Raw genomic sequence first — 25,139 nt, 5'->3', positions numbered from 1 at the left:
CCAGATAACAACAAGAAGCGCCCCTCCACTGCTGCGAAGGGGCGCTTCCTGTGTGAGTTAGTTCAACGGCGGATGCGTTCTAGCCGCGGGCCGCCGCAAGGCACCTGCGGTATTCCGCCATTGCCTGGCCGTAGCTGTTGGGTTTCTCAGCGCCGGGTCCGCGCTTCGGCTTCACCGGTGCAACGCACGCGTCCTCCGCAGCCGCTTCCACAGTGACCGGCAGGGTGACGGTAGTGCCGGATTCTTCTGCCACCACAACGATCCTTCCGGGTCCGGCAACTGCTTCCGGAACGGTGACGGTAACCTGCGCAGCGCCGCCCGCGACGGGAGTGCTTCCCAACTCGGTGACGTTCCCGTCAGCGTCAACGAAGCTTGTCGACAGGCTGGTGTTAGCCGGGCTGCCAAGTGAGGTCAGATCCAGCTTCGCAACACTGAAAGTTACGGAGTCACCCGCGGTGACAGTGGCCGGTGCATCCTTCACCACTACGCCCCTACGGTCGAAGCTCGGCGACAACGGGCTGTTCTGCTCGATGTAGCTGATCCACGCGTCGCGGTCCACCAAACCTGAGTCACGGACGTCGGTTCCCTGCTGGAAGACGGTGAAGTTGTCGCCGCCCTGTGCCAGGAAGCTGACCGTACCGATCCGATATTCCGCGGCCGGGTCCAGCGGTGCGCCGTCGATAATCACGGAGGTGATGCGGGATCCGGCTGCCAGGTCCGGGTTGTAAGTGTAGGACACGTTGTCGGAGAGACCCAGGGCGAGGAAAGACCTCGATGAGCCTTCCGGCTGCCACTGCTGCTCCAGCATCGTTGTGAACTGCTCGCCGGTCAGTGTGACGGTCCACAGGTTGTTGACGAAAGGCAAGACGGCGTTCGCTTCGGCGTAGGTGATCACGCCGTCTTCCCCGTAGTAGAGCTCGTTGCGAAGGCCGCCCGGGTTGATGACGCCTATCTGGGCTCCGCCCCGCTCTGTTGCCGAGAGTGATGCCTTCATGGAGTCGGCGACGAGATTGCCCAGCGTCGATTCGTTGGTCCGGTCGTCGCGGCCGCCGTTCACAAAAGCGGTTGTGATGTCCGAAGTGACCGAACCCACCGCACGGCTGCCGATGACCTCGGCCTCAGCGAGCGCCGCATCGACGATCGCCTTGACCGCGGCGACGCGGGGATAAGTTGCTACGAGGGTGGCCGGGGCCGTGGCGGTGCGCTTGACGTTCTGCGCGGTGTAGGACTCAACCTCTCCCGTGGCGTTATCCACGGTGAGGGTGATCTGCCCGATGTACTCGCCGTAGGAGCCGGTCTGAACTACCGGACGGGTTTCACCCTCGACACCGGGAACGGGAGCGTCCCACACATACTGCTTGTGCGTGTGTCCCGTGTAGATAGCATCGACGAGCGGCGAGGTGCCGGTGACGATATCTGCGAATGCATCGCCCGCGGCGACTTCCTGTTCGAGCGTTGATCCCTCGGCTACGCCGTCTCCAGCGCCCTCGTGGTACTCGGCCACGATAACGTCAGCGAGGTCCTGCTCCTCGATCTGCGCAGCGACGCGGTTCACTGCCTCCACGGGATCGCCGAACTCCAGGTCCGCGATGCCGCCGGGGCTCACGAGCGACGGCGTTTCTTCTGTGACTGCGCCGATAACAGCTACGTCGATCCCTCCCACCTCCACGATCTCGTACTCCTGCATGGCAGGAGTGGTGGTGCCCTTCTGGTACACGTTCGCACCGAGGTAGGGGAATTCCGCGGCGTCAGCCACCCGCCCGCTCAGGTCGGCGAAGCCGCCGTCGAACTCGTGGTTGCCCACCGCTGAAGCCCTGAGGCCGAGTGCGTTCAGAACGTCGATCGTAGGCTGATCCTTCGCGACCGAAGAGGCAAAGAGCGAGGCCCCGATGTTGTCTCCAGCCGAGAGGAACAGGGAGTTCTCCTCGCCGTACTGTGCGCGCAGTTCTTCGACGGTTCCGGCGAACTTCACGGTATTCGCATCGATTCGACCGTGGAAGTCGTTGATGCCCATGAGGTTGAGCTCCGTAGTGGCCTTAGCGGGCGCCAGGTCCAGCCCGACAATCACCGGATCGTGATCGCTGGCCCTGAACTGATTGGGCTCGTAAAGGTTGGTCGCGTTGTAGTTGTAGCGGCTGTACTCCAGCGCCACCGACTCCACCGCGTTGATGTTCCATACGTCTACGCCGGAGACCATCGCGTCGGCTTCGGGCGACGCAAGGATGTGATCCAGCGACCCCACAAGGCCGGAGAAAACGTAGGAGTATCCGTCGGTCTTGGCACCCTGGTTGATGTAACCGGCGTCGTACAGGACCTGCATGGGATCCTCGGCCGAGTAGGAGTTGAAATCACCGGCGAGGAAGACCTTGTCTGTACCGGCGTCCTTCTTGAGCTGGTCGGCGAAGGCCACGAGAGCCGTTGCCTGCTCAACGCGGTCCGCGTTGGAAGCGCCCTGGCCATCACCCTGGTCAGCGTTCTCACCGCTGCCTGATCCCTTCGATTTGAAGTGGTTGGCGATCACAAGGAACTTGGTGGAGTCGTTTCCGCCGGGCAGGTTGAAGGACTGGGCCAGCGGCTTGCGGGCGTTCGAGAACGCGTCATTGTCATTGAGGATGACTGACTCGCCTACTGCCTCGACCACTGCCTTCTTGTAGATGAAGGCGGTGCGGATGAAGTCCTCATCCTCAAGGGCGGGCAACTGCTCCGGTGAACGGACGAAGTCCCACACACCGGGAGCGGCCTCGTTCAGTGCGGCGGTCAACGTGGCCAGGGCTTCGTCGCGGTCCTTGCCGAACTTCGCTGAGTTCTCGATTTCTTCGAGGGAGACGACGTCGGCGCCAAGCCCGTTGATGGCTGCAACGATCTTCGCTTCCTGGCGTTCAAGGTTCTCAGCATTCGCCGCACCGCGAGCATCGCAGCCTCCACGCACCGTGACCGGATTACCTGCCCGGTCCTCGTAGTAGGTGCACCCGGTGAGCTGGTCACCGGTGGTGGTGAAGTAGTTGAGTACGTTGAATGATGCGACCTTGACGTTGCCGCCAACGCTCGCGGGCGACTCGGGACGGGACCCAACAAACGCGACGGGCTGCACTTCGGCCGAGTTGGCAGCCGTGAGCGCGGTCAGCGGCTGGAACTTCCAGGAGCTGTTGCGGAAGTCTAAGATCACGGGCGAGGTGAAGGTCGCAGACGAGTTGACCCGGACCGGCTGCTCCGGCGTGAGGTAGGGCAGCGGTTGGTCCATCGCCGTGCCGCGGAGGAAGTTGGTGGTAGCGCCGTCGTCGAGCTTCACGGCCCGTGCGGCGTTGTCTGCTGTGACAGCCGTGTTCTCGGGGGTGCCCGGGGGGGCGACCTCCGTAGGCTGGACCAGGGGAGTGTCCCCGGCAGCGAGCGTGATCTCGCCATACTGGTTCAGCATGTAGTTGTCGGAAACGGTGAAGGCGCCGGGCGGTTGGACGAGCATGCCCTCCAGAGCTTCACGTGCGGCGTCCGTGGCGGGGTAGGCGACGGACGCCGGCTTGACTGCTTCGGCAGCTTCCGTGAGCTTGGACATGCCACCGGCCGGCACGGTGATCTGCGACAGAGTGAAGTACTCGCCCGCGGTGCCCGTTACCTCGACGGAATCACCGACGGCAACGTCGCCGACGGTGTCGGGTGAGTAGATAAAGATTCCATCCGAGGCGGAATGGTCCGCTCCCAGATCTCCGCCTGTTCCGGCGGTCTGGATGTAGTAGCCCTCAAAACCACCGCTGGGGTACGCGGCGGTGACCACACCTCGCGTAGTGACAATTTGGCCGAGGTAGGGAGTAGCTGTGGAGGTGCCCTGAATCTGGTCGATGGGGATGACCTCGCCGGGCACCGGCAGTTCCGGTTCGGGTTCTGGTTCGGGTTCGCTTCCGGCAGTCCCACCAGCGGCGTTGGTGGGTGTAACGGCGTCCAGAGCAGTGAAATCCGCACGGTTGTTGTCGGTATCGATGCCATCAGCGCGGTTCATCGAGAGCGTCGTGGCACCGGCCGGGCCTTCCTCAGCAAGCGACTCATAGGTGTTGGAGGTGCCGTAACCGAGCAGGTCAACAACACCGGCGGCGCCGACCACGGAACCGACTGGCAGCGGGTTCACGGCCGTAGCCTGATTGGCCAGGATGATAGTGCCGCCCGCCCCAGCGGGATTCAATGCGCCGCTGGCCTGGTCAGGTGCCGGAAGAGCAGCGCCGTTCCCGGCGTTACTGCCGCCTTGTACAAGGAAGTGGGCGTTCGCAGGGATGGTGCCCTTCAGCGGTACGACGCCGGACGGTGCAGCTGCCCCCGTCGCCGACCGGTACTGCAGCGACCAGCCGTCGAGGCTCACAGGAGCGTCAGTGGTGTTGAGCAGCTCAACGAACTTGTGGGTGAATGGTGCGTTGGCACTGCCCCCGTTGACGAATGCCTCATTGATAACGACGCCGGCGCCTGCCTGGGCTTCGACGGATTCTTCTGCGCTGGCTGGCGAGAACGCCAACGGCGAGGCTAGCAAGCCCACCGAAAGCGCTGAACACAGCGCGCCCCTCCACGAATTATTCATTCGTACTGTTTCTCCTTGACTTTGGCCGGATTACGGCCGCGAGTGATGCCCGCGTTCGGCATGGTGCTTCGGCGGAACTGGCCACGAAAGTGACAATAGGATCTGCCGGTGACATTCCGGTCGCGGCAAGCCAACCACGCTGTAGTGAACAGGCGGTTACCCTGCGGGGAACAGATCAGCCGGGTAGAGACCATCTACGGCATTTCCCATCGTCGGCCCGGTGGTGACGGACTTCAGCGCCGCTCCCGCTCACCTGATAGTGATGTGGGACACAGCGGACGCTTTGCACATTCAAACACGAGTGCTTGCTGGTGGAAACTATCTGCGGGAGTCGCGGAGTGTCTCCGGCGCCGGTGCGCCCCCGGCGTTGCCAACCAGGCACACGACCGTCCGTCCGCCGTCGTCGTTCCATTCCGACTCAACCGGATAAAAGTACTGAAGCTCCAGAGATGAGGCGTCGTAGTCGACGCCCACGAATGAGAGGAACTCGGTGCGGCAGAACTCCTGTGCCTGCGCGTCGGCTTCGCCGACACCGGGGTAGTCGCCCTCCGGCAGTTCCTTGGTGGCGAAGACCTCGAACGCGTGCGGTTCCGTGCACGGGAGCAGTTGGATGGCGGGGTTTGCTGCAGTGCCGGAGTCGGTCATGCATTCGCCCGCGTGCAGGTCATTGGCAGCGACGTCCGACGTTGTGACCTGTGCGGCTTCCGTGCGTTCCGCTGACGCCGGGCCGGTAGGTGGCGCGCCGTCGTCGTTCCCTATGGCACAACCGGTGAGAGCTGCCGCCATGATGACCAGGGCAGCGGGCGGGAGCAGGTGCTTCGCGGCGGCGATCGTCATGGAGAAGCTCCTCATCGTTGCGGGCGTCAGGATCGGCACTTTCCGGAGCCTACCGGATCCTATTGCGGAGGTCCGGGCACGCGGGCGCCCGGGGCGCCGGCACAGCGATCGGTGCCGATGGCGGGCACGCGAGCAGGCAGGTGGGGGAGCGGTTAAAGCAGTTGCACCCCGCCTGTGACAACGGGGTGCAACTGGTGAGCCGGCCAGCTCAATGCGGAAGGTAAGGGATTCGAACCCTTGAGACGGGGTTACCGCCCACTGGTTTTCAAGACCAGCTCCTTCGGCCGCTCGGACAACCTTCCTCAGGGGAATAGTGTTTCATGCAGAGCAGGCAGCACAAAACTACCGCCAATTGCGCGGAGCTAAGTCAACATGGCAGGTCAGGAAGGAACCGATGAAAGCCGTAGTACTGCGTAGGTTCGGTGAACCGCAAGTCCTGGAGGTGGCCGAGGTTGAACCACCCCGTCCCCAGGCAGAAGAGGTACTGATCGATGTTGTCTCGGCCGGGCTGAACCGGGCGGACGTGCAGCAGCGGAAGGGCGTGTACCCGCCTCCTCCGGGAGCTTCCGAGTACCCCGGTCTTGAGGTGTCGGGAAGGATTGCCGACGCCGGTGGGTCACATTTCCAGCGGGGTGACGCCGTCGTCGCGCTCCTTGCCGGCGGCGGCTACGCCGAACAGGTAACCGTGCCTGCCGGGCAGGTACTGCCAGCGCCCGATGGCGTGGATCTGGTGGCCGCCGCGGGCCTGCCCGAAGTAGCGGCAACGGTGTACTCGAACCTGGTACTGACGGCTGGGATGGCCGGCGGTGAGACGCTGCTCATCCATGGTGCGTCGGGCGGAATCGGCACCATGGCCATCCAGCTTGCGCGTGCGCTGGGGGTCCGCACCATTGTCACTGCTGGAACGTCCCAGAAGCTCGACTACGCCCGTAGCCTCGGTGCCGAAGTGTGCATCAACTATCGGGAGCAGGACTTCGTCGCTGAGGTGGATGCGGTGACGGGTGGACGGGGTGCGGACGTGATTCTCGACGTCGTCGGCGCCAAGTACCTCAGCCGCAACGTGGAGGCGCTTGCGACAGGCGGCCGCCTCGTTGTCATCGGTGTGCAGGGTGGTGCCAAGGCAGAACTCAACCTCGGTGTTCTCATGGCGAAGCGCGCGTCAGTCACCGGCACAACATTGCGCTCGCGGCCTGTCGAGGAGAAGTCAGGGATTATGGCCGGGGTTTACAAGCACATCTGGCCGCTGATCACAGAGGGAACCATCTCGATACCTGTCGACCGGACGTTCCCACTCTCCGACGTCGTGCAGGCGCACGAGTACTTTGATTCCGGTCAGCACACCGGCAAGATCCTCTTGACGCTGCAGTCCGTTTCAAAACAATAAGTCTGCTTGGTAGATTCCTGACGGTGTGACAAGCTAGCATCCACCGAAATTCCAAGGAGGAATCATGGCCAAGCACAGGGCAGACGGCGAGCCGGACAGGGCGGCGCAGGGCAAGGACGACGAGTCAGGGCTTGAGCGCGCTGCCGAGGGCTGGGCGGAGAACCTCGCAGACCAGGTGAACGACGGCGTCAAGAGCAATCCTCAGGACACCGCTGACGAGGGAGCCGATCCGCGGACAGATACGCACTCCAGCCTCAGCGAAGGTTCCAACTCCCGCGACGGTAGGGACGAACCCTCGCACTGATACCGCGAGCCGTTCACCTCATCGTTCCCGCCGCTCAGCGAAGTTTCTTCAGCGCGGGCAGAAAGTTGTGACGCAGCACTCGCTCCCCTGCTACGTTCAGTGAGTTAAGCCACTCACATACAAGGGAGCACCATGAGTGAGAACAACCCCGGGCGCGAGCAGGCGGGGGCACGCCGCGTCGAACGAGATGAGGACACTGATGTCCTCCAGCACGATCCGAACCTGCCGCCGACCGCGGTGCATGTGGATACCGAAGAACGCGGCTGGACACCGCTGAAAATTGCGATCTGGGTAGGCATCGCGCTACTCGGTGGCGTCAGCTGGACCATGCTCGCGATCGTCCGCGGCGAGACGGTCAACGCAATGTGGTTCGTGTTCGCGGCTGTCTGCACCTACCTGATCGCGTACCGGTTCTACTCGAAGTTCATCGAGCGGAAACTGCTGCAACCCAATGACCGCCGGGCCACCCCCGCTGAGTACAAGGCTGACGGCAAGGATTACGCCGCTACAGACCGCCGGGTTCTCTACGGCCACCACTTCGCCGCGATCGCCGGCGCGGGCCCGCTCGTAGGCCCGGTCCTTGCTGCGCAGATGGGCTACCTGCCAGGAACAATCTGGATCATCATCGGCGTCATCCTCGCCGGCGCCGTCCAGGACTACCTCGTGATGTTCTTCTCCATGCGACGGGGCGGGCGCTCGCTCGGTCAGATGGCGCGCGAGGAGCTCGGCGTGATCGGCGGTACTGCAGCCCTGATCGCGACCCTCACCATCATGATCATCATCGTGGCGATCCTCGCACTCGTCGTGGTCAACGCCCTCGGTGAAAGCCCGTGGGGCGTCTTCTCCGTATCGATGACCATCCCGATTGCACTCTTCATGGGCGTGTACCTGCGCTACATCCGTCCCGGTAAGGTCACGGAAGTCTCGCTCATCGGTTTCGCGCTGCTCATGCTTGCCATCATCGCGGGCGGCTGGATTGCTGAGACCGACTGGGGCGTAGCGATCTTCACCCTCGATCGCGTCACCATCGCCTGGGGCATCATCATCTACGGGTTCATTGCGGCTGTTCTGCCGGTGTGGCTGCTCCTTGCACCCCGCGACTACCTCTCGACGTTCATGAAAATCGGCACCATCGTCATGCTGGCGGTCGCCATCGTCATTGTGAGGCCGGAAATCGACGTCCCCGCCTTCAGTGAATTCGCGAGCCGTGCCGACGGCCCCGTGGTCCCGGGCACGCTGTTCCCGTTCCTGTTTGTGACGATTGCCTGTGGAGCGCTTTCCGGCTTCCATGCGCTGATCTCCTCCGGCACCACTCCGAAGATGATCGAGAAGGAACGCCAGACCCGTTTCATCGGTTACGGCGGCATGCTCATGGAATCCTTCGTGGCGATCATGGCCCTTGTGGCGGCGCTGTCGATCGACCGGGGCATTTATTTCGCGATGAACTCGTCCGCAGCGGCAACCGGGGGCACCATCGAAGGCGCCGTGGCGTTCGTGAACGGGTTGGGTCTAACGGGAGTGAATCTCACCCCCGAAGCCTTGAGCACCCTGGCCACGAACGTGGGCGAGGAGTCGATCGTCTCGCGTACCGGCGGTGCGCCGACGCTCGCCGTCGGCATTGCCCAGATCATGCAGGGACTTGTCGGCGGTGCAGGCATGATGGCGTTCTGGTACCACTTCGCCATCATGTTCGAGGCTTTGTTCATCCTGACAGCGGTCGACGCCGGTACCCGCGTTGCGCGGTTCATGCTGCAGGACAGCATCGGCAACTTCGTGCCGAAGTTCAAGGACACCTCCTGGCGGGTGGGTGCCTGGGTTTGTACGGCCATCATGGTGGCAGGCTGGGGCGCGATCCTGATCATGGGCGTCACCGACCCGCTTGGCGGAATCAACACTTTGTTCCCGCTCTTCGGCATCGCGAACCAGCTGCTCGCGGCGATCGCGCTCGCGGTCTGCATGGCGATCTGTGCGAAGAAGGGCGCGTTCAAGTACCTGTGGATCCCCGCCCTGCCGCTGGCCTTCGCGTCAGTGGTCACCATCACGGCGTCGTTCCTCAAGATCTTCTCTCCGGTTCCGGCCGTGGGCTACTGGGCTAACCACTTTGCCTTCCGGAACGCGCTGGCCGCCGGCGAGGAGAGCTTCGGCAATGCACCGACGGTCGCCGCCATGGAAGCTGTCGTCCGCAACACCTTCATCCAGGGAACGCTGTCTATCGTCTTCGTGGTGCTGTCGATCATCGTCATTGCGACGGCGATCATCGCCACCGTCAAGGCCTACCGAACCGGCGGCGGACCGAGCGCTGAGGACCCCGCCGTGCCGTCCCGCACCTACGCTCCGGCGGGCCTGATCGCTACTCCGGCCGAGAAGGAGCTCGAAGCGCAGTGGGCCGCTCTTCCGCATGACCGGAAACCGGCACGGGCAGGTCACTGATGAGCGTCAAGGAGCTGATCTGGCTTTTCAAAGGTGTGATGGGCGAGAACGCGTACCAGCAGTACCTCGACCACCATGCCGCGACCCACAGCAACGAGCCTCCCATGACGGAGCGGCAGTTCTGGCGCGACAAGACTGATCGCCAGGACGCCAATCCGGAGGGCCGCTGCTGCTAGGGCGGAAATCTGCGCATCTGAGGCGGGTCCAACTGTGTTGGGCCCGCCTCGGCTGTGCGACCCTTCCCTAGCGCCGGGCAAGCCCCCGTGGTTTGCTAGAGGGATGACCGAGAACCTTCCAGAGCATCTGCGCGAAGACGTCGGAGCACCCAGCCCCGGTGCTGAATCCGAGGACCAGCATCTGCGCCAGGATGTGAATCTACCCCAGGAAGAGAACGACGGCGGCCCCGAATTCTCCGAAGGACACTTCACCTCCGGGCAGCTCAACGCCGGGCAACAGGTCCCGGGCATGAGCCCGGCCGGCGAGTACAAGAGGGGCCGTGAGGAAGAGCTTGCCCACCAGGACGAGGCTGACTGACGCTCCTCAAGGCACGTGAGAGCATAAACCTATGACCGAACAGCAGCCTGAGCACATCAGTGTCACTCCTGAACAAGCGGCCAAGCACAACCAGGAAAGCCCGGTTCTCCTCGGCAAACTTGATGCCGGACGCGGGCTCCCCGAACAAAACGACGGCCGCGGATCCCGCGGTGAAAGCAGCCAGCCTACAAAGCTGCACGAGCTGGTGGACGAGCCCGCCAAGGTCATGCGCATCGGCACCATGCTCAAGCAGTTGCTTGAGGAAGTCCGCAGCGCCCCGCTGGACGACGCCGGGCGCAGCCGCCTCGCCGAGATCCACGAGCGGTCGGTGCGTGAACTTGAGGACGGGCTCGCGCCCGAGCTGGTCGAGGAACTGCACCGGATCAACCTGCCCTTCACCGACGACTCCGTCCCCACCGATGCTGAACTTCGTGTCGCACAGGCCCAGCTGGTGGGCTGGCTCGAAGGCCTCTTCCACGGTATTCAGACAGCCCTGGCCGCCCAGCAGATGGTCAACCAGCAACTCGCGGCGCAGCTCCAGCTCCGGCAGTTGCCGCCCGGCACGGTCATAGCGCCCGGCGTCGTCGTGGGTGAAGACGGTGAGCCGCGGCGTGCGCCCGGCCCGAGGCCGGCGAACCCGCCGCAGAAGCCCGACACCCATGGCCCGGGCCAGTATCTGTAAGCGCCGGTAGGCGCAGGTGGCACTTTTTGCGGCGGCCCGCCAGGGCCGCAGGGATGATGCTGAGCTCGGCACGGGAGTGTGGCGCCGTGCCCACGACCGCTTCCGGCGCGGACTCGACCGCTATCACCAGATCCTGGAAGGCGTGGAGGACGACGACGTCTACAACGACCTCGCCGGTCTCGCCAACGAACTGGCAGAGTTGCTGCCGCGTGTCCGCCAGTGCTGTGTAGTGGCGCACTCCCGGCATCCCAGCGAGGGTCTGGACATACCCGGTGCGCTCCTTCAGGTGCACCGGGCACTGTCCCGCGCGGGCAACGCGCTCGCAACCACAGCCGAGGCCGCAGCTATGGCCCGTCTTGACGGGGAGCGCTGGGGGATTGCATCGGCCGGGCTCGAGAACGTCCGGCGACGGGCGGACGTCGTTGCCGAGGATGTGGCGGAAGCTGAACGTTTGCTGTCAGGAACCAGTTCGTAGGAATACCTGCCGGCAGGCGTGAGTTAGCACAGTTCGAAGAAGCAATCAGTCATCGAAAGGAACCCATGAGCACCTCACCGAACCTGACTTTCAACGACGGCCGCACCATTCCCCAACTGGGCTATGGCGTCTGGCAGGTCGACGACGCAACGGCGGAGGACGTCGTCGGGCGCGCCTTCAAGGCGGGCTACCGCCACATCGATACCGCAAAGATCTACGGCAACGAAGCAGGTGTGGGCAGGGCGATTGAAGCATCCGGACTGAACCCGGATGAGCTGTTTATCACCACTAAACTGTGGAATGCAGACCAGGGCTACGAGAGCACCCTCGAGGCCTTCGAGGGTTCCATGCAGCGGCTCGGCCTGGAAACGCTGGATCTCTACCTGATCCACTGGCTCCAGCCCAAGCAGGGCAAGTACGTGGACACCTGGAAGGCGCTCGTCGAGCTGCAGAAGCGCGGACGGGTGCGCTCCATCGGCGTATCCAACTTCACCGTCGAAGCGCTGCAGGAAATCATCGACGAGACCGGGGTCGTGCCCGCAATCAACCAGGTGGAGACCCACCCTTACCTGAATCAGGCCGAACTGCGCGCCTTCGAAGCGGAAAAGGGGATCCTGCATGAGTCCTGGTCACCGCTTGGATCAGGGAAGGGCCTGCTCGAAGACCCGGTGCTCGCCGACATCGCCGAGAAGCGGGGAGCTACCCCCGCTCAGGTTGTGCTCGCGTGGCACCTCGCGCTGGGTCTGGTTGTCATTCCCAAGTCGGTGACCGAGTCCCGCATCATCGAGAACTGGGGTGCACTGGATGTTTCGCTGACTGAGGAAGACATCGAAGCGATCAACGGACTCGACAAGGGCGAGGCAGGCCGCATCGGTGCCAACCCGGCGACGGCGGACTTCGCCTGATCGGCACGTCCCGCGCCAGTCGCGGCTGATTCATTCCGGAAGTGCAGGCATTGCGCGCGTTGCCGTCAACGCATGCAGTGCCTGCACTTTTGTGTGAAGAATGGTCCTCATGCACACAGAAACAGTGGACCTCCTGATTGGCACCTATCCCGCCGACGGCACTGAGCCCGGCTCTGGGGAAGGCATCTGGCGGGTTGCCCTCGACCGGCGGAGTGGGAGCCTGACCGGCGAACGTCTGCTGGCGACGACGACGGCGCCCTCCTTCCTCGCGCTGCATCCCTCCCGCCCTGTGCTGTATGCGGTGCGGGAAGCGGAACAGGGGAGCGTCAGCGCCTTCGCCGTCGAGGATGACAGCCTGAATCTTCTGGGTGCAGTTGCGACGGGCGGGTCCTTCCCGTGTCACCTCCGGGTCACGGAAGGACGGTTGTGGGTCGCCAACTACGGCGACGGCGCCGTCACCCGGCTGGACCTGAACGAGCAGGGTGAGCCGGTTGAAGACCCGGCGGTATACCGGAACACCGGATCCGGACCCAACCCGGAGCGGCAGGACGGCCCGCACGCGCACTACATTCACGACGCCGGCCACGGGCAGCTGTGGGTGAGTGACCTGGGCACCGACGAAGTGCGCAGGTTCACTGCGTCCGGTCCCAACGGGGTCGTGGTGCAGCTCGCGGCGGGCACAGGGCCACGCCACATGACAACGCTGCCGGGAGGCGCCGTCGTCGTCGTTGGTGAACTGGACTCACGACTGCACGTGCTTCGTACCGACGGGAGCGATTTGCCCCTCAGTCCAGTTCCGGCCCTCGCCGCCTCCGTGCCGGCCGGGCAGCCAAGCCAGCCCTCTCATGTGGACGTCGGAGCGTCCACCGGGACACGGAACCTGTTGTACGCCGCAACCCGCGGCCCCGACGTCCTCGCGGTTTTCACCGTCTCGGGGGAGCAAACGCTGACGCATCTCTCGGATTCACCGGTGGGAGGGTCATGGCCCCGGCACTTCGCGGTCGTGCCTGCCGAGGATGACGCGGCCGACTTCGTGGTTGTGGCGAACCAGGGCTCGTCCACCCTCGACGTGCTGTGCGTCCAGGCTTCCGGCCAGGTCGACCAGGTGCATTCGCTGAACCTTCCCGCCCCTGCCTGCGTCATCCCGGCACGCTGAGCACGGCGTCTGACAGGATGGAGCGCACACCCGCCCACGGCTGGAGGACCGATGGTTGAGAACGATCTGGACGGCGCTTTCACACGCATCAGGGACGTCATGCGCTCCGACGCCGAGTCCGACGAAGCGAACTGGTTGGATTTCAACCGTCGGCTCGACGCGCATTTTCCTACTTTGTATCGGCTCTTCGAGTCCTTGTACGGGGACCGAAACGATTGGCAGGAGCAGCTCACACAGCTCGTGCTCCTCGCCGCGCGTTCATGGGTCGCGCGGCCTCCCGAGCTGAAAGAAGTCGACGACGACCAGGAGCATGACATCGCCTGGTACCTCTCCAACAAGGCGCTGGGAGGCGTCTGCTACGTCGACAGGTACGCGGAGAATCTCGAGGGGTTACGAAGCCGCATCCCCTACTTCAAGGAACTCGGGCTCACCTATCTGCACCTGATGCCGTTGTTCCTTGCCCCGGAGCCGAATTCAGACGGCGGCTACGCAGTCTCGAGCTATCGAGAGGTCCATCCCGGGCTGGGAACAATGGTTCAGCTTCGCGAACTGGCCGCAGAGCTGCGCAGCGCAGGCATCAAACTGGTCGGCGACTTCATCTTCAACCACACGTCCAATGAACACCTTTGGGCACGCAAGGCGGCGGAGGGAGACTCCCGTTTCAGCGGCTACTACTGGATCTTCCCTGACCGCACCATGCCGGATGCCTTCGAGTCCCACGCCCGGGAAATCTTCCCCGACGACCACCCGGGATCGTTCGTCCAGCTCGACGACGGACGCTGGGTGTGGGCTACCTTTCACAGCTTCCAGTGGGACCTGAACTACTCGAACCCCGAGGTCTTCCGTGCAATGGCGGAGGAAATGCTCTTCCTCGCCAACCAGGGCATCAGTGTCCTCCGCATGGACGCGGTGGCCTTCATCTGGAAGCAGGTGGGTACGTCCTGCGAGAACCTCCCTCAAGCGCATCTGCTCCTGCAGGCCTTCAACGCGGTGTGCAGACTCGCCGCGCCCTCGCTCCTCTTCAAGTCCGAGGCGATCGTCCATCCGGATCAGGTCGCCGAATACATTGATCCGGGGGAGTGTCAGTTCTCCTACAACCCCCTACAGATGGCGTTGATCTGGGAAGCCATGGCCACGCGTGACGTTTCGCTCCTTTCGCAGGCGCTGGAACGCAGGCATAACCTCCCGGAGGGAACATCCTGGATCAACTACGTGCGGAGCCACGATGACATCGGGTGGACGTTCGCCGACGAAGACGCTGCCGAGCTGGGCATCAACGGGTTCGAGCACCGCCGCTTCCTCAACTCCTTCTATGTCAATCGCTTTCCGGGCAGCTTCGCTCACGGGGTTCCGTTCCAAGACAACCCGAGGACCGGCGACTGCCGGATCTCGGGAACGACGGCGTCACTGCTCGGGTTGGAAACGGAACCGGAGGCAGCGGTGCAGCGTATCCTCCTGGCCCACTCGATCATCCTGAGCACGGGCGGTGTTCCGCTGATTTATCTGGGCGACGAGGTTGCGCAGGGGAACGATTACGGCTATGCCGCTGAGCCGGGTCATGAAGCCGACAGCAGATGGGTGCACCGCCCGCACTATCCCGCGGACAGCTATGCGAAGCGTAGGGATCCTTCCACGCCGCAGGGCGCCGTTTACTCCGGTTTGACCGAACTCATCTCCATCCGGGCAGCGACCCCCGAGTTTGAAGGAACCTGTCTGGTGGATTTCCGGACCGGGAACCGGCACGTCCTCGGATATCAGCGTCCCGGCGAAGGCACAGCGGTGCTGGTGCTCGCCAACTTCGGTGACAGTCCGCAGGCCGTGGCGCCGGCTGTCTTATCGGGGTTCAACCGGACGGCGGCCAATCTGCTGACGCACGAGCAGGAGAACATGGACGCCGGTATCGAGCTTGCTCCGCGCAGCTTCGTCTGGCTGCGGGTCGCTTACGCGAACAGATAAGGCCTGTCGGAGCGAGCACTTCGACAGTATGCTTACTATTCTGACGTGCAGCCGACAGCGAGGTGACCATGCGAGCAATGGTGTACCGCGGCCCCTATAAGGTCCGTGTAGAAGAAAAAGACATCCCTGCGATCGAACATCCGAACGATGCGATCATCCGGGTAACCAGAGCCGCGATCTGCGGATCGGACCTGCATTTGTACCACGGGATGATGCCGGACACCCGGGTAGGAACCACCTTTGGCCACGAGTTCATCGGTGTGGTCGAAAAGGTAGGTGGTTCGGTGCAGACGCTGAGCCCGGGCGACCGCGTGATGGTGCCCTTCAACGTCTACTGCGGGTCGTGCTACTTCTGCGCCCGCGGCCTCTACTCGAACTGCCACAACGTCAACCCGAATGCCACCGCGGTGGGAGGCATCTACGGCTACTCCCACACGTGCGGCGGGTACGACGGCGGCCAGGCCGAGTATGTGCGCGTCCCCTTTGCGGACGTCGGACCGTCGTTGATTCCTGACTGGCTGGAGGATGAGGACGCCCTCCTCATGACCGATGCCCTCGCCACGGGCTATTTCGGCGCTCAGCTGGGTGACATCGTGGAGGGGGACACAGTCGTCGTCTTCGGGGCAGGTCCGGTGGGACTGTATGCGGCAAAGTCCGCATGGCTGATGGGGGCGGGCAGAGTCATTGTGATTGACCAGCTTGAGTACCGGCTGGAAAAGGCCCGCACCTTCGCGCACGCTGAGACCTACAACTACAACGAATACGACGACATCGTGGTCGAGATGAAGAAGGCGACCGATTATCTGGGGGCCGACGTCGTGATCGACGCGGTGGGCGCCGAAGCCGACGGCAACTTCCTCCAGCAGGTGACCGGGACCAAGCTCAAGCTTCAGGGCGGATCACCCATCGCCCTGAACTGGGCCATCGATTCGGTCCGCAAGGGTGGCACCGTTTCTGTGGTCGGCGCGTACGGACCTATCTTCAGTGCCGTGAAATTCGGCGACGCCGTCAACAAGGGGCTGACCCTGCGAATGAATCAGTGCCCGGTCAAGCGCCAGTGGCCGCGCCTCCTGGAACACATTCGCAACGGCTACCTGAAGCCTAACGACATCGTTACTCACCGCATACCACTGGAGCACATCGCCGAGGGATATCACATCTTCTCGGCCAAGCTGGACAACTGCATCAAGCCCCTGATCGTTCCGAACGCAAGCTAGGAGAGCGCCGTGCACTCAACGCCATACGTTGCCAACAAGCCAAGGAACACCGAAACCCGTGACGAGCTCCGCGCCCGCATCCCGGGTTGGGGCGCAGACCTGGATCCGGCGGACCGCCCGTCCTATCCGCGGGAGAAGCTGGCCCCCTTCCATACGGGCGCGCACTGGGATTTCCCTGAGCAGCAGCCCGGGGCCGAGAACCGCGAGCATTCCATCGAACACGACATCGTTCCGCCCGTGTTCGGAACCTCCGTTCCGCTCAAGGGCGTTTCCGGTGCAATTCGCCGTCATGCGTATGCGTCCTATAGTGAGGGCCGTGCGGCTCACTGGCTGTTGCTCATCCTCGGCGACAGGGTGGACGCCTGGGAAAGCCACCTGCGTTCATTTGCGTCCGCGCGACCCGATAACCCTGTGACGGAAACCGGCGTTCTGGCTGAGAAGAGCGCGCACGGCGTCGCGTCACGTTTCGGTGTGAAGCGCTCCGATATCAACCATCAGTGGCTGGACCCGTTGATCGTGGGAGGTCCATGGGTAGCCGCCGGTGGGGTAGCGTTCGCGATCACAAGGAAGCTGGTGCGGCGCGGCCGCTAGCGGCCCTACGAGTGCGCGGATCCGGGCTCGTTCAGCTTCCGGTTCATTTCCGCCCCGGCAGCGTCCGGTGTGACATTGCCGCTCATCCCCATCGCCCGGGACTTGAGGGAGCCACCAAGCACGTTACCTTCGCCCTCCATCAATCCTTTGAACCCCTGCTCTGCCACCAGTGCCGGGTCATCCTTCTTCGAAGTTCCCAACCGCGTGTCCATGAGATCTGCACGTTCGAAGAACTCGGTGTCGGTGGGGCCGGGAAGCAGAGTGGTCACGGTGACGCCTGTATCCTTCAGCTCGTTACGCAGTGCCTGGCCGAACGACTGAACGAACGCCTTGGATGCGCCGTAGACAGCCTGGAACGGCGACGGCATACGTGCAACCACGGATGAGGTAAACAGAATCCTGCCATGGTTGCGGGCCACCATGTCCGTAGCCACCCGCTTGGCGAGCGCGACCGTCGACACAACGTTGAGGTCGATCAGGCGCAGCTCATCCTCCAGCCGGTTCTCCAGAAACGGTCCGCCGGCGCCGATGCCGGCATTCAGCGCCGCAGCCTCCAGCGGCCGCTTCAGGGCGGTCAGACTGGAGTAAAGGCGGTCGACGCCCTCGCGCTCTGACAGATCGATGCGCTCGGCGTACACCTGCCCGCCAAGGTCTTGCAAGGAGTTCGCCGCGGTGGTGATTTCCGCGTCCTCGGCGACCAGCAGGGCATCGAAGCCGTTGGAAAGGAACTGTTTCGCCAGTTCGTAGCCGATACCGCTCGAAGCGCCGGTGATGAGTGCAAGCGGGCGATCTGTTTCCATGACCGAATCCTCCCAGGAAAGGTAAGCGTGCTGCCTATTCTCGTACGGGGAGGAGCGGAGCGAAAGGGCGGAGACGGGAAACAAGCCCGGCACAGGGCACAAAAAGAGCCTCCTGCCAGAATCGAACTGGCGACCTTCTCATTACAAGTGAGAGTGTAATTCCTTATAGGAACAGGTATTGGCCGCCGTTGGGTGACGAAAAAGTGACACCTAAGTCCAGCCGGTAGCAGTTAATGCATGATTCAACCGCCGTGCACTGTCGTGAAGATCCTCCTCGAATAGGCCAGCATAAGTATCTAGCGTCAGGGTCGCGGAAGCGTGACCGGCGATCCGTTGGACAACCTTCACATTCGCCCCCGAGCTTATAGCGAGACTTACCGCGGTATGTCGCAGATCGTGGAAAGTTGGCCGGGGAAAGTTAGGGTCCGTTGCCCGAGCCCGCTCGATCGCACGACTGTAGTGCCGACGCGTCCAAGTACTATTTCGAAGGACCGACCCCCGAGCGCCGCTGAATAGTCGCTCATGAGGAGCCAGTTGCTCCAGAAGAGTGCCTAGGCGAGCGGCGACTATTGCGGGAATCGGGACAGTGCGAGTCTCTCCGCCTTTCGTAGGCCCCAGAATTAGCTGCCCGCCCACCTCCGAGAACGCCTTAGTGACGCTCAAAGACGGGTTCTTTCCTAGCTGGACGTCATCTCCAGTAAGCGCCGTGATCTCGCCCCACCGAAGCCCGCATACCCCAGCCAACATGATGAACAGTGAATGTTCTCCTGCAGCTACCGCAAGTGCAACAAGCTGGGGCATCGATAGGTAGACGTGGTCCCGTGCTTTCGACTTGGCCGGGATGTAGTCGGTCCTTCCGAGTGGGTCCTTCGTGGGGTTGGAAGCCAGGAGGCGCCGTTTGACAGCGAATCCCATTAGCCGGCCGAATAACAGGCCCACCTCACGCCTGGTGGTAACGCCCGCAGGTTTGCCGTCCCGTCCTGTGAGGCGGCGGATCCATTCCGCCGTATGGTCATAGTTCACGTTAGTGAGCGAGGTCATTCCCCAGCGCGGCTGAACGTAGTTCTCATAGAAGCGGCGATAGTTGTCGACCGTTTTGGCGCTCGCAGGCTTCCGTCCGTCTGCTCCGACCGTCCGTATTCGTTCTATCCATTCTCCATAGAGATGGTCTACGGACGTTTTGCTGGCTTGCTTTGGGTCTATGTAGGTGCCACCACGGAGCGACTGAAGTACCGTCTGCAGATGTTGCTCCGCTTCTCGTCGCGTGGAGAAGCGCTTCCGCCGGCGCGCCCCGTCTGCCGCCGTCCAGTCTGCCTGCCAACGTTTGACACCGCTCGCGAGCTTATTGATCGCCAAAATGCCTCCTCGCCACTTCAAGCTCATCAAGAACTTCCGCGCTCAGAGTGTGATACTCCGGTGCTATTCGCGCTCGTCTTCCCTTGCCGAGCAGAATTCCTTTCGAACGAGCACGTTGGAGCCGAGCAGACCATGTATGTGCACTCTCGCCCGTCCATTCAGCCAGTCGCTGGATCGGTTCTGTCGACGATCCTCGGTTGAGGGAAACGTAAGCCATGGATAGGTGAACGTAGTCTCGGCTCGACTTGGCTCGCGCTGGCAGCGGGTCCAAGCGCTGCCGAACTTTGAGAGCGAGGAGTTCCTCGTGCCGTCCGCGCATCAGTGCTGCTGCGTGTGCTAACGGCACGGACCTCAGTACTGCGGTTGTTACACCGCTGACGGCGTCGTCCGGGTCGTATCCGGCATCCTCCTCACCGGAGAAGTGCCAGTACTCTTCGTCATCGAAATGAATGTCTATCTGCTCGGGTGCGCGGAACTCACCTTCCGGGCCGCCTACAGACCAGCCGATTCCGACGTGCATTCCGCGGACATGATAGTGGCACCACTGCGTAGTGACTGTTTCCCCACCAGAACTAGGACTCGTGGATTCTTCAGGTCCCCATAAATAGATGGCTTCCGAGGGAAGAAGATCTGGCATCGGTTCCGGCAAGTTTGCTCCCGAGATGAAGTTCGTGAGGCTTCAACTTAGCAGACTTTGGTTGCCAAGCTGAATGCGGTACTCTGCCATAGATGGCTTTCCTAGTCATCTATGGTTTCGGCAAGAAAGGATCGTCTATGGTCTCTGCTGTAGTACCCGCCCCATCCGTGTCTCCGGAGAATCGTTCCGTGAGGGAGCCGCAGTTTCTGTCTCGTCGAGAGGCGGCGCAGTACCTCAACGTCTCCGAAAAGTGGCTTGCCCAGTCGGGTAAGGCAGTGGGGCCTCGTTTCTATAAATTCGGGAGTAGGTGCAGATATCGCACCGAAGAACTGGACGATTGGGTGCGTCAACAAAGGGTGGTCCTCCCTAGGGTTGCCTGAAGCGCACGATCAGCTGTCGATAGTTGCAGTGCAGCCTGATTTGGATGACACCTCCTGAGGGCGGAACCGGCTCTTGATGCAGCGGCTGCTTCTCCGGGGCCCATCAATCCGGTCTCGCCCTCTTGGGAATGGCGAGCAGCAGCGTGGTACCTGAACCGACATCGTCGGGCTCATGCTTCCCGAACAGCGACTACAACGTTCGAAGTCGAGAGCTACCTCGCCATGATCGAAGCGGCGGGTTTGAAGCCGAAGGTGGTTCGTACGTTGGTTGCAACAACTCATACGGCTAACCGTCGAGGTATCACGACGGTCAACCGGGGAACGATTGCCCAGATGGTCGGCATTGACGTCAAGACGGTAACGGAACACTGGAAACTCGCTCGTGCAGTCGGGCTAATGTCCAGTCGGCGGCGGTTCAACCGGTCCAGCGTCCATGCCCTCTTGTCCTCGCAAGACGAGTCGCCCCACCTTGTTGATCGAGCGACCCCACTCACGCCGCACCTGTGGACAGAGAGGGAGCTGGAATGGTGGAGCGAAGCGACGCCAGAGACGGTCGGCGCGATGCTTCGGTGCACGGAAGAAAACCGGTTCTAGAAATCTCCCTATAAGAAGAGAGCGAAGTGATTCTTCTACCGATCAACTCTCCGTCCTTCGCATAGACCTAGGTGACCGCCAGTCACCTTCTGTCAATCACAGTTCCACCCTCCCCGTGCCCGGGCGCAAGCACCGGGCACAACGAACACGCTTGAGGAATTTAAGTGCATTCTGATGACTCTGCGCCTGCGGCGCTTCCTGCTGAGCAAGAGCTCCATAATGAGTCCTCTGCCCGCGACAAGCGCCGAAGCCATGACGGTCGCCCTAGAACATGTTCAGCGGACGATTGTGAAGAGAACGTTCATGCAGTGACCCTATGCAGGCGCCATTACGATAGGCGCCGGAATGGAGGGGACGGGCGCCTGCCTGTGAAGCAGACTCTTCATGAGCGCTTCTTGTCCAAAGTCACGGTTGTCGCTAGCGGTTGCTGGATTTGGCGCGGGGGTCGCCAGCAGGAGCGAAGGTGGAATAGTTACCCCAACTTTTCACACCCTGAGGGCACATATGCCCACCGTTACTCATGGCTCGCGTACCGTGGACCGATTCCTTCCGGCATGCACGTGGATCACGTCTGTAACGTCACGCTCTGCGTGAATCCGCAGCACCTGCAGTTGTGCACTCATGCCCAGAACATGTTGCTGCAGCGCATCCGCTTGGGTGATGGTGATATCCGTATCTGGGAGTATGCACTAAGTCTTGGCTTACGAGTGCAGTTATCTGATCCCGACCCTTGGGGAGAGCTACTTGCGAACGTAGCACTACCTAAGGGCGCAATAGTCGAGCACGGAATGCAAGTATCAGTAGCGGACGATCCTCCCAAAACTGAGACTTCCCAACCCGTTCAAGCAGGGAGGCGCTAAGACTGGCGGGGAGTGATGTAGATGGCGGAGGGGTAGTACCCCCCCCCCCCCCCTCGGGCGCTTCGGCACCGATAGAGGTTGAGACGCTCGCTACAGATGGGAATAGGATGCGCAGATGGCAGACTCTCTCAGCCGCGAGCAGCGAAGCGCTCATATGTCGAAGATCCGGTCCAAAGACACTAAGCCCGAGGTCCGCGTACGCAAGATGTTGCATGCTGCTGGGTTCAGATACCGCTTGCATGACGCGCGCCTGCCTGGGAAACCTGACTTAGTTTTCCCGTCGAGAAGGAAGGTCATCTTCGTTCACGGGTGTTTCTGGCATGGTCATGCATGTCCTGTTGGCTCTCGACTCCCAAAAACCAATACAGAATTCTGGTCTGAGAAACGGCGTCGTAATCAGGACCGGGACGCGCGCCAACTGAATGAACTCAGCCGGCTGGGTTGGGAGGTTCTGGTGCTATGGGAGTGCCGCATAGCTGAAACCGGCCTGTTGGATTATGTGTCGGAGTTCCTCGGTGAAGCGGCCGTTGACTCGACTATGGGCTCGTCTCGGCACGGAGGTCATGAAAGATAGGCTCGGGAAACAACTCATTGAAGTGTTTCGCGCTGATCTTGAACAGCGGCCCTCTCTCAGAGTGCTCTGACGAGATTAGATGGTCCATAGTGATTGCGCCCGAGGAGAGCAGCGGGGCTACCTGCTGGAGGATCGGACGCGTTGTCTGGGTCACGGACAGGAACCTAATTTCTTCCCTGCCCGCGCTCTTACGAGACTGCGCTTTCACCCAAAAGGTATCGGCATGCTTGCTTGCTAAGGCATCGATTAACGAGCCCAAGCGCCAGGTAGCTGGCCGAGTGAACCCTTTCTTGTCGGATGTTTCGTGAAGGTACCCGCCTATGTCGTCTACTACGAATTGAAGTCCTTGTGAGTTACGGATGCGCGCGCTCACCGTGCAGTTGAGGTTGAGCCTCCCGTTCCTCTCATACCCGAATGTTTCAAGTATTTGTCTTGAACTTTTCAGCTGACTTATGTCCCAATCGGCTACTTTGGCGAATAGCGTAAGGTTTCGCGAGATTTTTCCCCGTGTGGATTTTATCTCGACACCCTTATAGTCGGGGGTTCTGCTGGAGTTGGCTTCGATACCGAGCTCTGTTTCCAGAAGGTGCCCGACCGCCGTGTCACCCTCTCGATGTACGGGGATGAAGTCCCTAGAGGCGATCTCACGCATCATACCCAGCAACTCCTCGAACACGCTCTCACGTTCGTTGAGGAGCGGTTTGAGAACGTCAGCATACGAAGGCGAACGTTCGACGGCATCCGCTAGCCGGACCTGGCTGGAGTTGAGCACCCACAACCAGTCATCGCGCCAAAGGATCACAAGTATGTCGTCGGGCGAGCAACGACCTTTTAGATCGTAGAACCAAATACGGGGATCGCCGTCCTTGGTGACGGGTCGGTACATAGATGCTTTGGTTTCAACGACTCTGCCCTCGACCGTGACGATCTTGGTCCGTCTGAAGATTCGGTGATCCAGTCCTTGAGGTTGCGCGTCGAAGTCATGAACGTCTTGCCTGCTGAGGAAAGCGCGAAACTCGGCCGTTGCGTCGATGATTGACTTCTTCAGCGCTGTACCGGTGGGCTGTAGTAATTCGAAGTCGAAACCGTACCGAGTCAGGAAGGACAGGTTCTCCAGCTCAAAATCGTTCAGCGCCCTCACTCGGCGGTTCCCCCACTAATTCCGTGATCCGTTTCCCTACCGCTAAGGATAGCCAAGGCGAAACAGCGTTGCCCACTTGAGAATATTGGGGCACTTCGACTCGCCTGCGATGAGCGCCTGTGGTTTCCTTGCCGAGGAATTCGAATGCAGAGGGGAATCCTTGAAAACGCGCCATTTCCCGAACGGTGAAAATACGGGGTTCCGAGGGGTGAACGTAATCGTCCGGCAACGTCACAACGGTCCGTGCGGGTTTCTGCCATCCCAAAACGCGCTGAGAGTGCTTCTTCGTGGCCAAACGCATCACTAGATTGATCAGGTCTTCGTTAGTAGCTGCTAACAAGACGCCATCTGGGGACCTCGCGGGCAGCTCTGCGTCGATCAATTGAGTCTTCACGTAGAGGATGGCGTCGGACTCTGGCATTGCGGCTGCTCGGCTAATTACCCTTTGGTCCAGGCCCGACTGGGCCAGATATTGATACAGGCGGAACCGCTCAGTAGTACGAACGGTGTGCCGACGAGGCACATGGTTGTGTTCATCTTTGCCCGGGCGAAGTCGCAGGTTCCATTCCCTGCTACGCATTTCCCGAACGTACGCCGCGTTCCTTTTGGAGTTGGGCTTGGGGGAGTGGGGAGACAGGTCCGAGATCGCGCTCTCCACGGTCAGGACGTCGTCGCTAGTTACCGTAGGGACGGGAGCGAGGTCGGGCAACGGGTGCGTTATGCGGTCAAGGAAGTCTGACTTCCACAACTCGGACGTGGAGGTGAGACCACGCTGACCCGCGACGTCGGACCTAATGCCAATGATCATCAACCGGGGGCGATGCTGAGGCGCGCCGTAGTGCATAGCGTTAACGTGCACGCCCTGAACCACATACCCGGGGTCAATTTCCGCTAACGCGATTTGCAACTGGGTGAACGATGACGACTCTTCTGAAGTGAACTTTTGGTGCATGCCCACGACGTTCTCTATGACCACAGCCTTGGGCTTGGTCCGCGCCACAAACTCAAGGTACTCCCATGGAAGCTTGTTCCGGATGTCGTCAGGGTTGCGCCTTCCCGCCAGAGAGAACCCTTGGCATGGAGGTCCTCCTACAACCAAATCAATACCTTCGGTAGCCAGTTCGTGCATCGTCGCTTCTTCATCGAGAAGTGACCTCAGCTCACGCACCAGTACGCGCTGCTTGACCTGAGAACGGACGTCGGAGGAGACATATCGATTCCATGCGACGACGTCTGAGGCGTCCCCGACAAAATTATGGAAGAACGTCCTAGCAGCCATGTCAGACTTCTCCACGGCAACAACGAGCTCACCCCCTGCTCGTTCGATCCCGAGCGAGAGCCCGCCACAGCCGGCGAAAAGGTCTACGTATTTCATCACTAGGCTATTCTGCCGTAAGCCTCCCCCAATTTCCAGGACCCGGCTCAACTGCGGGTCAGCTCAACGGCGCTACGCCGAAGGAAGCGAGCGGTTCCTCACCCTTGAGGTTGCTCAAGTATGACGTTCAACTGCATCTCAATAGGCGAAGGTCCTGACCCTTCCCAGTTTCCGATGTTGCCGGCAATGTGCCTACTGATTGAACGACAGCATCCCAAGTCCCAGTTTTCCCGGCGACGTTGGGACGCGAATCCGTGCCCCCAACTCCTAGAGGAAGAACCCCGTTGATCCACCTGATCTGGCTTCTGTTGGCCTCATCCCTCACGAGGGTCCGTGCGTTGATCTCGAAGGTACGGCGTCGGAAGGGTTCGTCATCTCGTCATTCCGCCACCC

At 61.7% G+C, this 25,139-nt stretch carries 20 protein-coding genes and 2 tRNA genes; 14 read left to right on the top strand and 8 right to left on the bottom strand.

Annotated features, from left to right (window positions below; all coding sequences use genetic code 11):
• Positions 1-79: 79 nt before the first annotated feature.
• The 3 genes from AC5RU3_RS07415 to AC5RU3_RS07405 form a co-directional block, all read right to left on the bottom strand.
• Positions 80-4,558, bottom strand: a complete 4,479-nt coding sequence (locus AC5RU3_RS07415) for an ExeM/NucH family extracellular endonuclease (RefSeq protein WP_493965174.1) — start codon at positions 4,556-4,558, stop codon at positions 80-82.
• A 318-nt stretch (positions 4,559-4,876) separates the two neighbouring features.
• Positions 4,877-5,395: a septum formation family protein gene (locus AC5RU3_RS07410; RefSeq protein ID WP_493965173.1), complete on the bottom strand. Its 519-nt coding sequence runs from the start codon at positions 5,393-5,395 to the stop codon at positions 4,877-4,879.
• Between the two features lie 214 nt (positions 5,396-5,609).
• Positions 5,610-5,697: transfer RNA gene (locus tag AC5RU3_RS07405), tRNA-Ser, on the bottom strand.
• 92 nt (positions 5,698-5,789) lie between these two features.
• Here AC5RU3_RS07405 and AC5RU3_RS07400 point away from each other — a divergent pair.
• The 12 genes from AC5RU3_RS07400 to AC5RU3_RS07345 all read left to right on the top strand — a co-directional run bounded on the left by AC5RU3_RS07400 (position 5,790) and on the right by AC5RU3_RS07345 (position 17,029).
• Entirely contained in the window at positions 5,790-6,779 is a 990-nt protein-coding gene (locus AC5RU3_RS07400) for an NAD(P)H-quinone oxidoreductase (RefSeq protein ID WP_493965172.1), read from the top strand.
• A gap of 64 nt (positions 6,780-6,843) precedes the next feature.
• Entirely contained in the window at positions 6,844-7,083 is a 240-nt protein-coding gene (locus AC5RU3_RS07395) for a hypothetical protein (protein WP_493965171.1), read from the top strand.
• Between the two features lie 132 nt (positions 7,084-7,215).
• Positions 7,216-9,513, top strand: a complete 2,298-nt coding sequence (locus AC5RU3_RS07390; protein WP_493965170.1) for a carbon starvation CstA family protein — start codon at positions 7,216-7,218, stop codon at positions 9,511-9,513.
• Positions 9,513-9,689, top strand: a complete 177-nt coding sequence (locus AC5RU3_RS07385; RefSeq protein WP_309069940.1) for a YbdD/YjiX family protein — start codon at positions 9,513-9,515, stop codon at positions 9,687-9,689. Before AC5RU3_RS07390 ends, AC5RU3_RS07385 begins: the two co-directional genes overlap by 1 nt.
• Before the next feature lie 103 nt (positions 9,690-9,792).
• On the top strand, positions 9,793-10,047 hold the full coding sequence (locus AC5RU3_RS07380; protein WP_309123814.1) for a hypothetical protein: 255 nt from the start codon (positions 9,793-9,795) through the stop codon (positions 10,045-10,047).
• A gap of 31 nt (positions 10,048-10,078) precedes the next feature.
• Positions 10,079-10,729, top strand: a complete 651-nt coding sequence (locus AC5RU3_RS07375) for a bacterial proteasome activator family protein (protein ID WP_309069942.1) — start codon at positions 10,079-10,081, stop codon at positions 10,727-10,729.
• A gap of 16 nt (positions 10,730-10,745) precedes the next feature.
• A complete protein-coding gene (locus tag AC5RU3_RS07370) occupies positions 10,746-11,204 on the top strand; it encodes a hypothetical protein (RefSeq protein ID WP_493965169.1) in 459 nt (152 codons plus the stop codon).
• A gap of 65 nt (positions 11,205-11,269) precedes the next feature.
• Positions 11,270-12,109: an aldo/keto reductase gene (locus AC5RU3_RS07365; RefSeq protein ID WP_493965168.1), complete on the top strand. Its 840-nt coding sequence runs from the start codon at positions 11,270-11,272 to the stop codon at positions 12,107-12,109.
• A gap of 109 nt (positions 12,110-12,218) precedes the next feature.
• On the top strand, positions 12,219-13,265 hold the full coding sequence (locus AC5RU3_RS07360) for a lactonase family protein (protein ID WP_309123813.1): 1,047 nt from the start codon (positions 12,219-12,221) through the stop codon (positions 13,263-13,265).
• Positions 13,266-13,364: 99 nt separating this feature from the next.
• Positions 13,365-15,221, top strand: coding sequence for an amylosucrase (locus AC5RU3_RS07355; RefSeq protein WP_493965609.1), 1,857 nt, complete (start codon positions 13,365-13,367; stop codon positions 15,219-15,221).
• Positions 15,222-15,289: 68 nt separating this feature from the next.
• Positions 15,290-16,438, top strand: coding sequence for a zinc-dependent alcohol dehydrogenase (locus AC5RU3_RS07350; RefSeq protein WP_309069946.1), 1,149 nt, complete (start codon positions 15,290-15,292; stop codon positions 16,436-16,438).
• Between the two features lie 9 nt (positions 16,439-16,447).
• A complete protein-coding gene (locus AC5RU3_RS07345) occupies positions 16,448-17,029 on the top strand; it encodes a hypothetical protein (RefSeq protein WP_309069947.1) in 582 nt (193 codons plus the stop codon).
• Positions 17,030-17,034: 5 nt separating this feature from the next.
• Here the strand turns inward: AC5RU3_RS07345 and AC5RU3_RS07340 are convergent, their stop codons facing one another.
• The 3 genes from AC5RU3_RS07340 to AC5RU3_RS07330 form a co-directional block, all read right to left on the bottom strand.
• On the bottom strand, positions 17,035-17,829 hold the full coding sequence (locus tag AC5RU3_RS07340) for an SDR family NAD(P)-dependent oxidoreductase (protein ID WP_309069948.1): 795 nt from the start codon (positions 17,827-17,829) through the stop codon (positions 17,035-17,037).
• Positions 17,830-17,935: 106 nt separating this feature from the next.
• Positions 17,936-18,012: transfer RNA gene (locus tag AC5RU3_RS07335), tRNA-Thr, on the bottom strand.
• A gap of 27 nt (positions 18,013-18,039) precedes the next feature.
• The gene (locus AC5RU3_RS07330; RefSeq protein WP_493965608.1) at positions 18,040-18,630 is read right to left on the bottom strand and encodes a site-specific integrase; all 591 of its coding nucleotides are present in this window, start codon (positions 18,628-18,630) and stop codon (positions 18,040-18,042) included.
• Between the two features lie 2,330 nt (positions 18,631-20,960).
• On the opposite strand from AC5RU3_RS07330, the gene AC5RU3_RS07325 reads away from it, so the two are divergent.
• Complete coding sequence (locus AC5RU3_RS07325; RefSeq protein ID WP_493965167.1) at positions 20,961-21,656, top strand: HNH endonuclease signature motif containing protein; 696 nt, start codon at positions 20,961-20,963, stop codon at positions 21,654-21,656.
• 115 nt (positions 21,657-21,771) lie between these two features.
• Positions 21,772-22,230: a very short patch repair endonuclease gene (locus tag AC5RU3_RS07320; protein ID WP_493965166.1), complete on the top strand. Its 459-nt coding sequence runs from the start codon at positions 21,772-21,774 to the stop codon at positions 22,228-22,230.
• Here AC5RU3_RS07320 and AC5RU3_RS07315 read toward each other — a convergent pair.
• Together AC5RU3_RS07315 and AC5RU3_RS07310 are read right to left on the bottom strand one after the other, a co-directional pair.
• Positions 22,193-23,371, bottom strand: coding sequence for an MvaI/BcnI family restriction endonuclease (locus AC5RU3_RS07315; protein ID WP_493965165.1), 1,179 nt, complete (start codon positions 23,369-23,371; stop codon positions 22,193-22,195). The two genes, AC5RU3_RS07320 and AC5RU3_RS07315, sit on opposite strands and share 38 nt — an antisense overlap.
• Positions 23,349-24,746: a DNA cytosine methyltransferase gene (locus tag AC5RU3_RS07310; RefSeq protein ID WP_493965607.1), complete on the bottom strand. Its 1,398-nt coding sequence runs from the start codon at positions 24,744-24,746 to the stop codon at positions 23,349-23,351. The genes AC5RU3_RS07315 and AC5RU3_RS07310 overlap by 23 nt, the downstream gene beginning before the upstream one ends.
• Between the last annotated feature and the right edge of the window lie 393 nt (positions 24,747-25,139).

This window comes from Arthrobacter sp. MDB1-55, from assembly GCF_059092925.1.
This window is presented reverse-complemented; position numbering and strand designations above follow the sequence as displayed.

What these genes read in the sequence shown, in the direction of transcription:
- AC5RU3_RS07415 (WP_493965174.1), bottom strand. Translation starts at nt 4,558, where the DNA reads ATGAATAATTCGTGGAGGGGCGCGCTGTGTTCAGCGCTTTCGGTGGGC.
- AC5RU3_RS07410 (WP_493965173.1), bottom strand. Translation starts at nt 5,395, where the DNA reads ATGACGATCGCCGCCGCGAAGCACCTGCTCCCGCCCGCTGCCCTGGTC.
- AC5RU3_RS07400 (WP_493965172.1), top strand. Translation starts at nt 5,790, where the DNA reads ATGAAAGCCGTAGTACTGCGTAGGTTCGGTGAACCGCAAGTCCTGGAG.
- AC5RU3_RS07395 (WP_493965171.1), top strand. Translation starts at nt 6,844, where the DNA reads ATGGCCAAGCACAGGGCAGACGGCGAGCCGGACAGGGCGGCGCAGGGC.
- AC5RU3_RS07390 (WP_493965170.1), top strand. Translation starts at nt 7,216, where the DNA reads ATGAGTGAGAACAACCCCGGGCGCGAGCAGGCGGGGGCACGCCGCGTC.
- AC5RU3_RS07385 (WP_309069940.1), top strand. Translation starts at nt 9,513, where the DNA reads ATGAGCGTCAAGGAGCTGATCTGGCTTTTCAAAGGTGTGATGGGCGAG.
- AC5RU3_RS07380 (WP_309123814.1), top strand. Translation starts at nt 9,793, where the DNA reads ATGACCGAGAACCTTCCAGAGCATCTGCGCGAAGACGTCGGAGCACCC.
- AC5RU3_RS07375 (WP_309069942.1), top strand. Translation starts at nt 10,079, where the DNA reads ATGACCGAACAGCAGCCTGAGCACATCAGTGTCACTCCTGAACAAGCG.
- AC5RU3_RS07365 (WP_493965168.1), top strand. Translation starts at nt 11,270, where the DNA reads ATGAGCACCTCACCGAACCTGACTTTCAACGACGGCCGCACCATTCCC.
- AC5RU3_RS07360 (WP_309123813.1), top strand. Translation starts at nt 12,219, where the DNA reads ATGCACACAGAAACAGTGGACCTCCTGATTGGCACCTATCCCGCCGAC.
- AC5RU3_RS07355 (WP_493965609.1), top strand. Translation starts at nt 13,365, where the DNA reads ATGCGCTCCGACGCCGAGTCCGACGAAGCGAACTGGTTGGATTTCAAC.
- AC5RU3_RS07350 (WP_309069946.1), top strand. Translation starts at nt 15,290, where the DNA reads ATGCGAGCAATGGTGTACCGCGGCCCCTATAAGGTCCGTGTAGAAGAA.
- AC5RU3_RS07340 (WP_309069948.1), bottom strand. Translation starts at nt 17,829, where the DNA reads ATGGAAACAGATCGCCCGCTTGCACTCATCACCGGCGCTTCGAGCGGT.
- AC5RU3_RS07330 (WP_493965608.1), bottom strand. Translation starts at nt 18,630, where the DNA reads ATGCCCCAGCTTGTTGCACTTGCGGTAGCTGCAGGAGAACATTCACTG.
- AC5RU3_RS07320 (WP_493965166.1), top strand. Translation starts at nt 21,772, where the DNA reads ATGGCAGACTCTCTCAGCCGCGAGCAGCGAAGCGCTCATATGTCGAAG.
- AC5RU3_RS07310 (WP_493965607.1), bottom strand. Translation starts at nt 24,746, where the DNA reads ATGAAATACGTAGACCTTTTCGCCGGCTGTGGCGGGCTCTCGCTCGGG.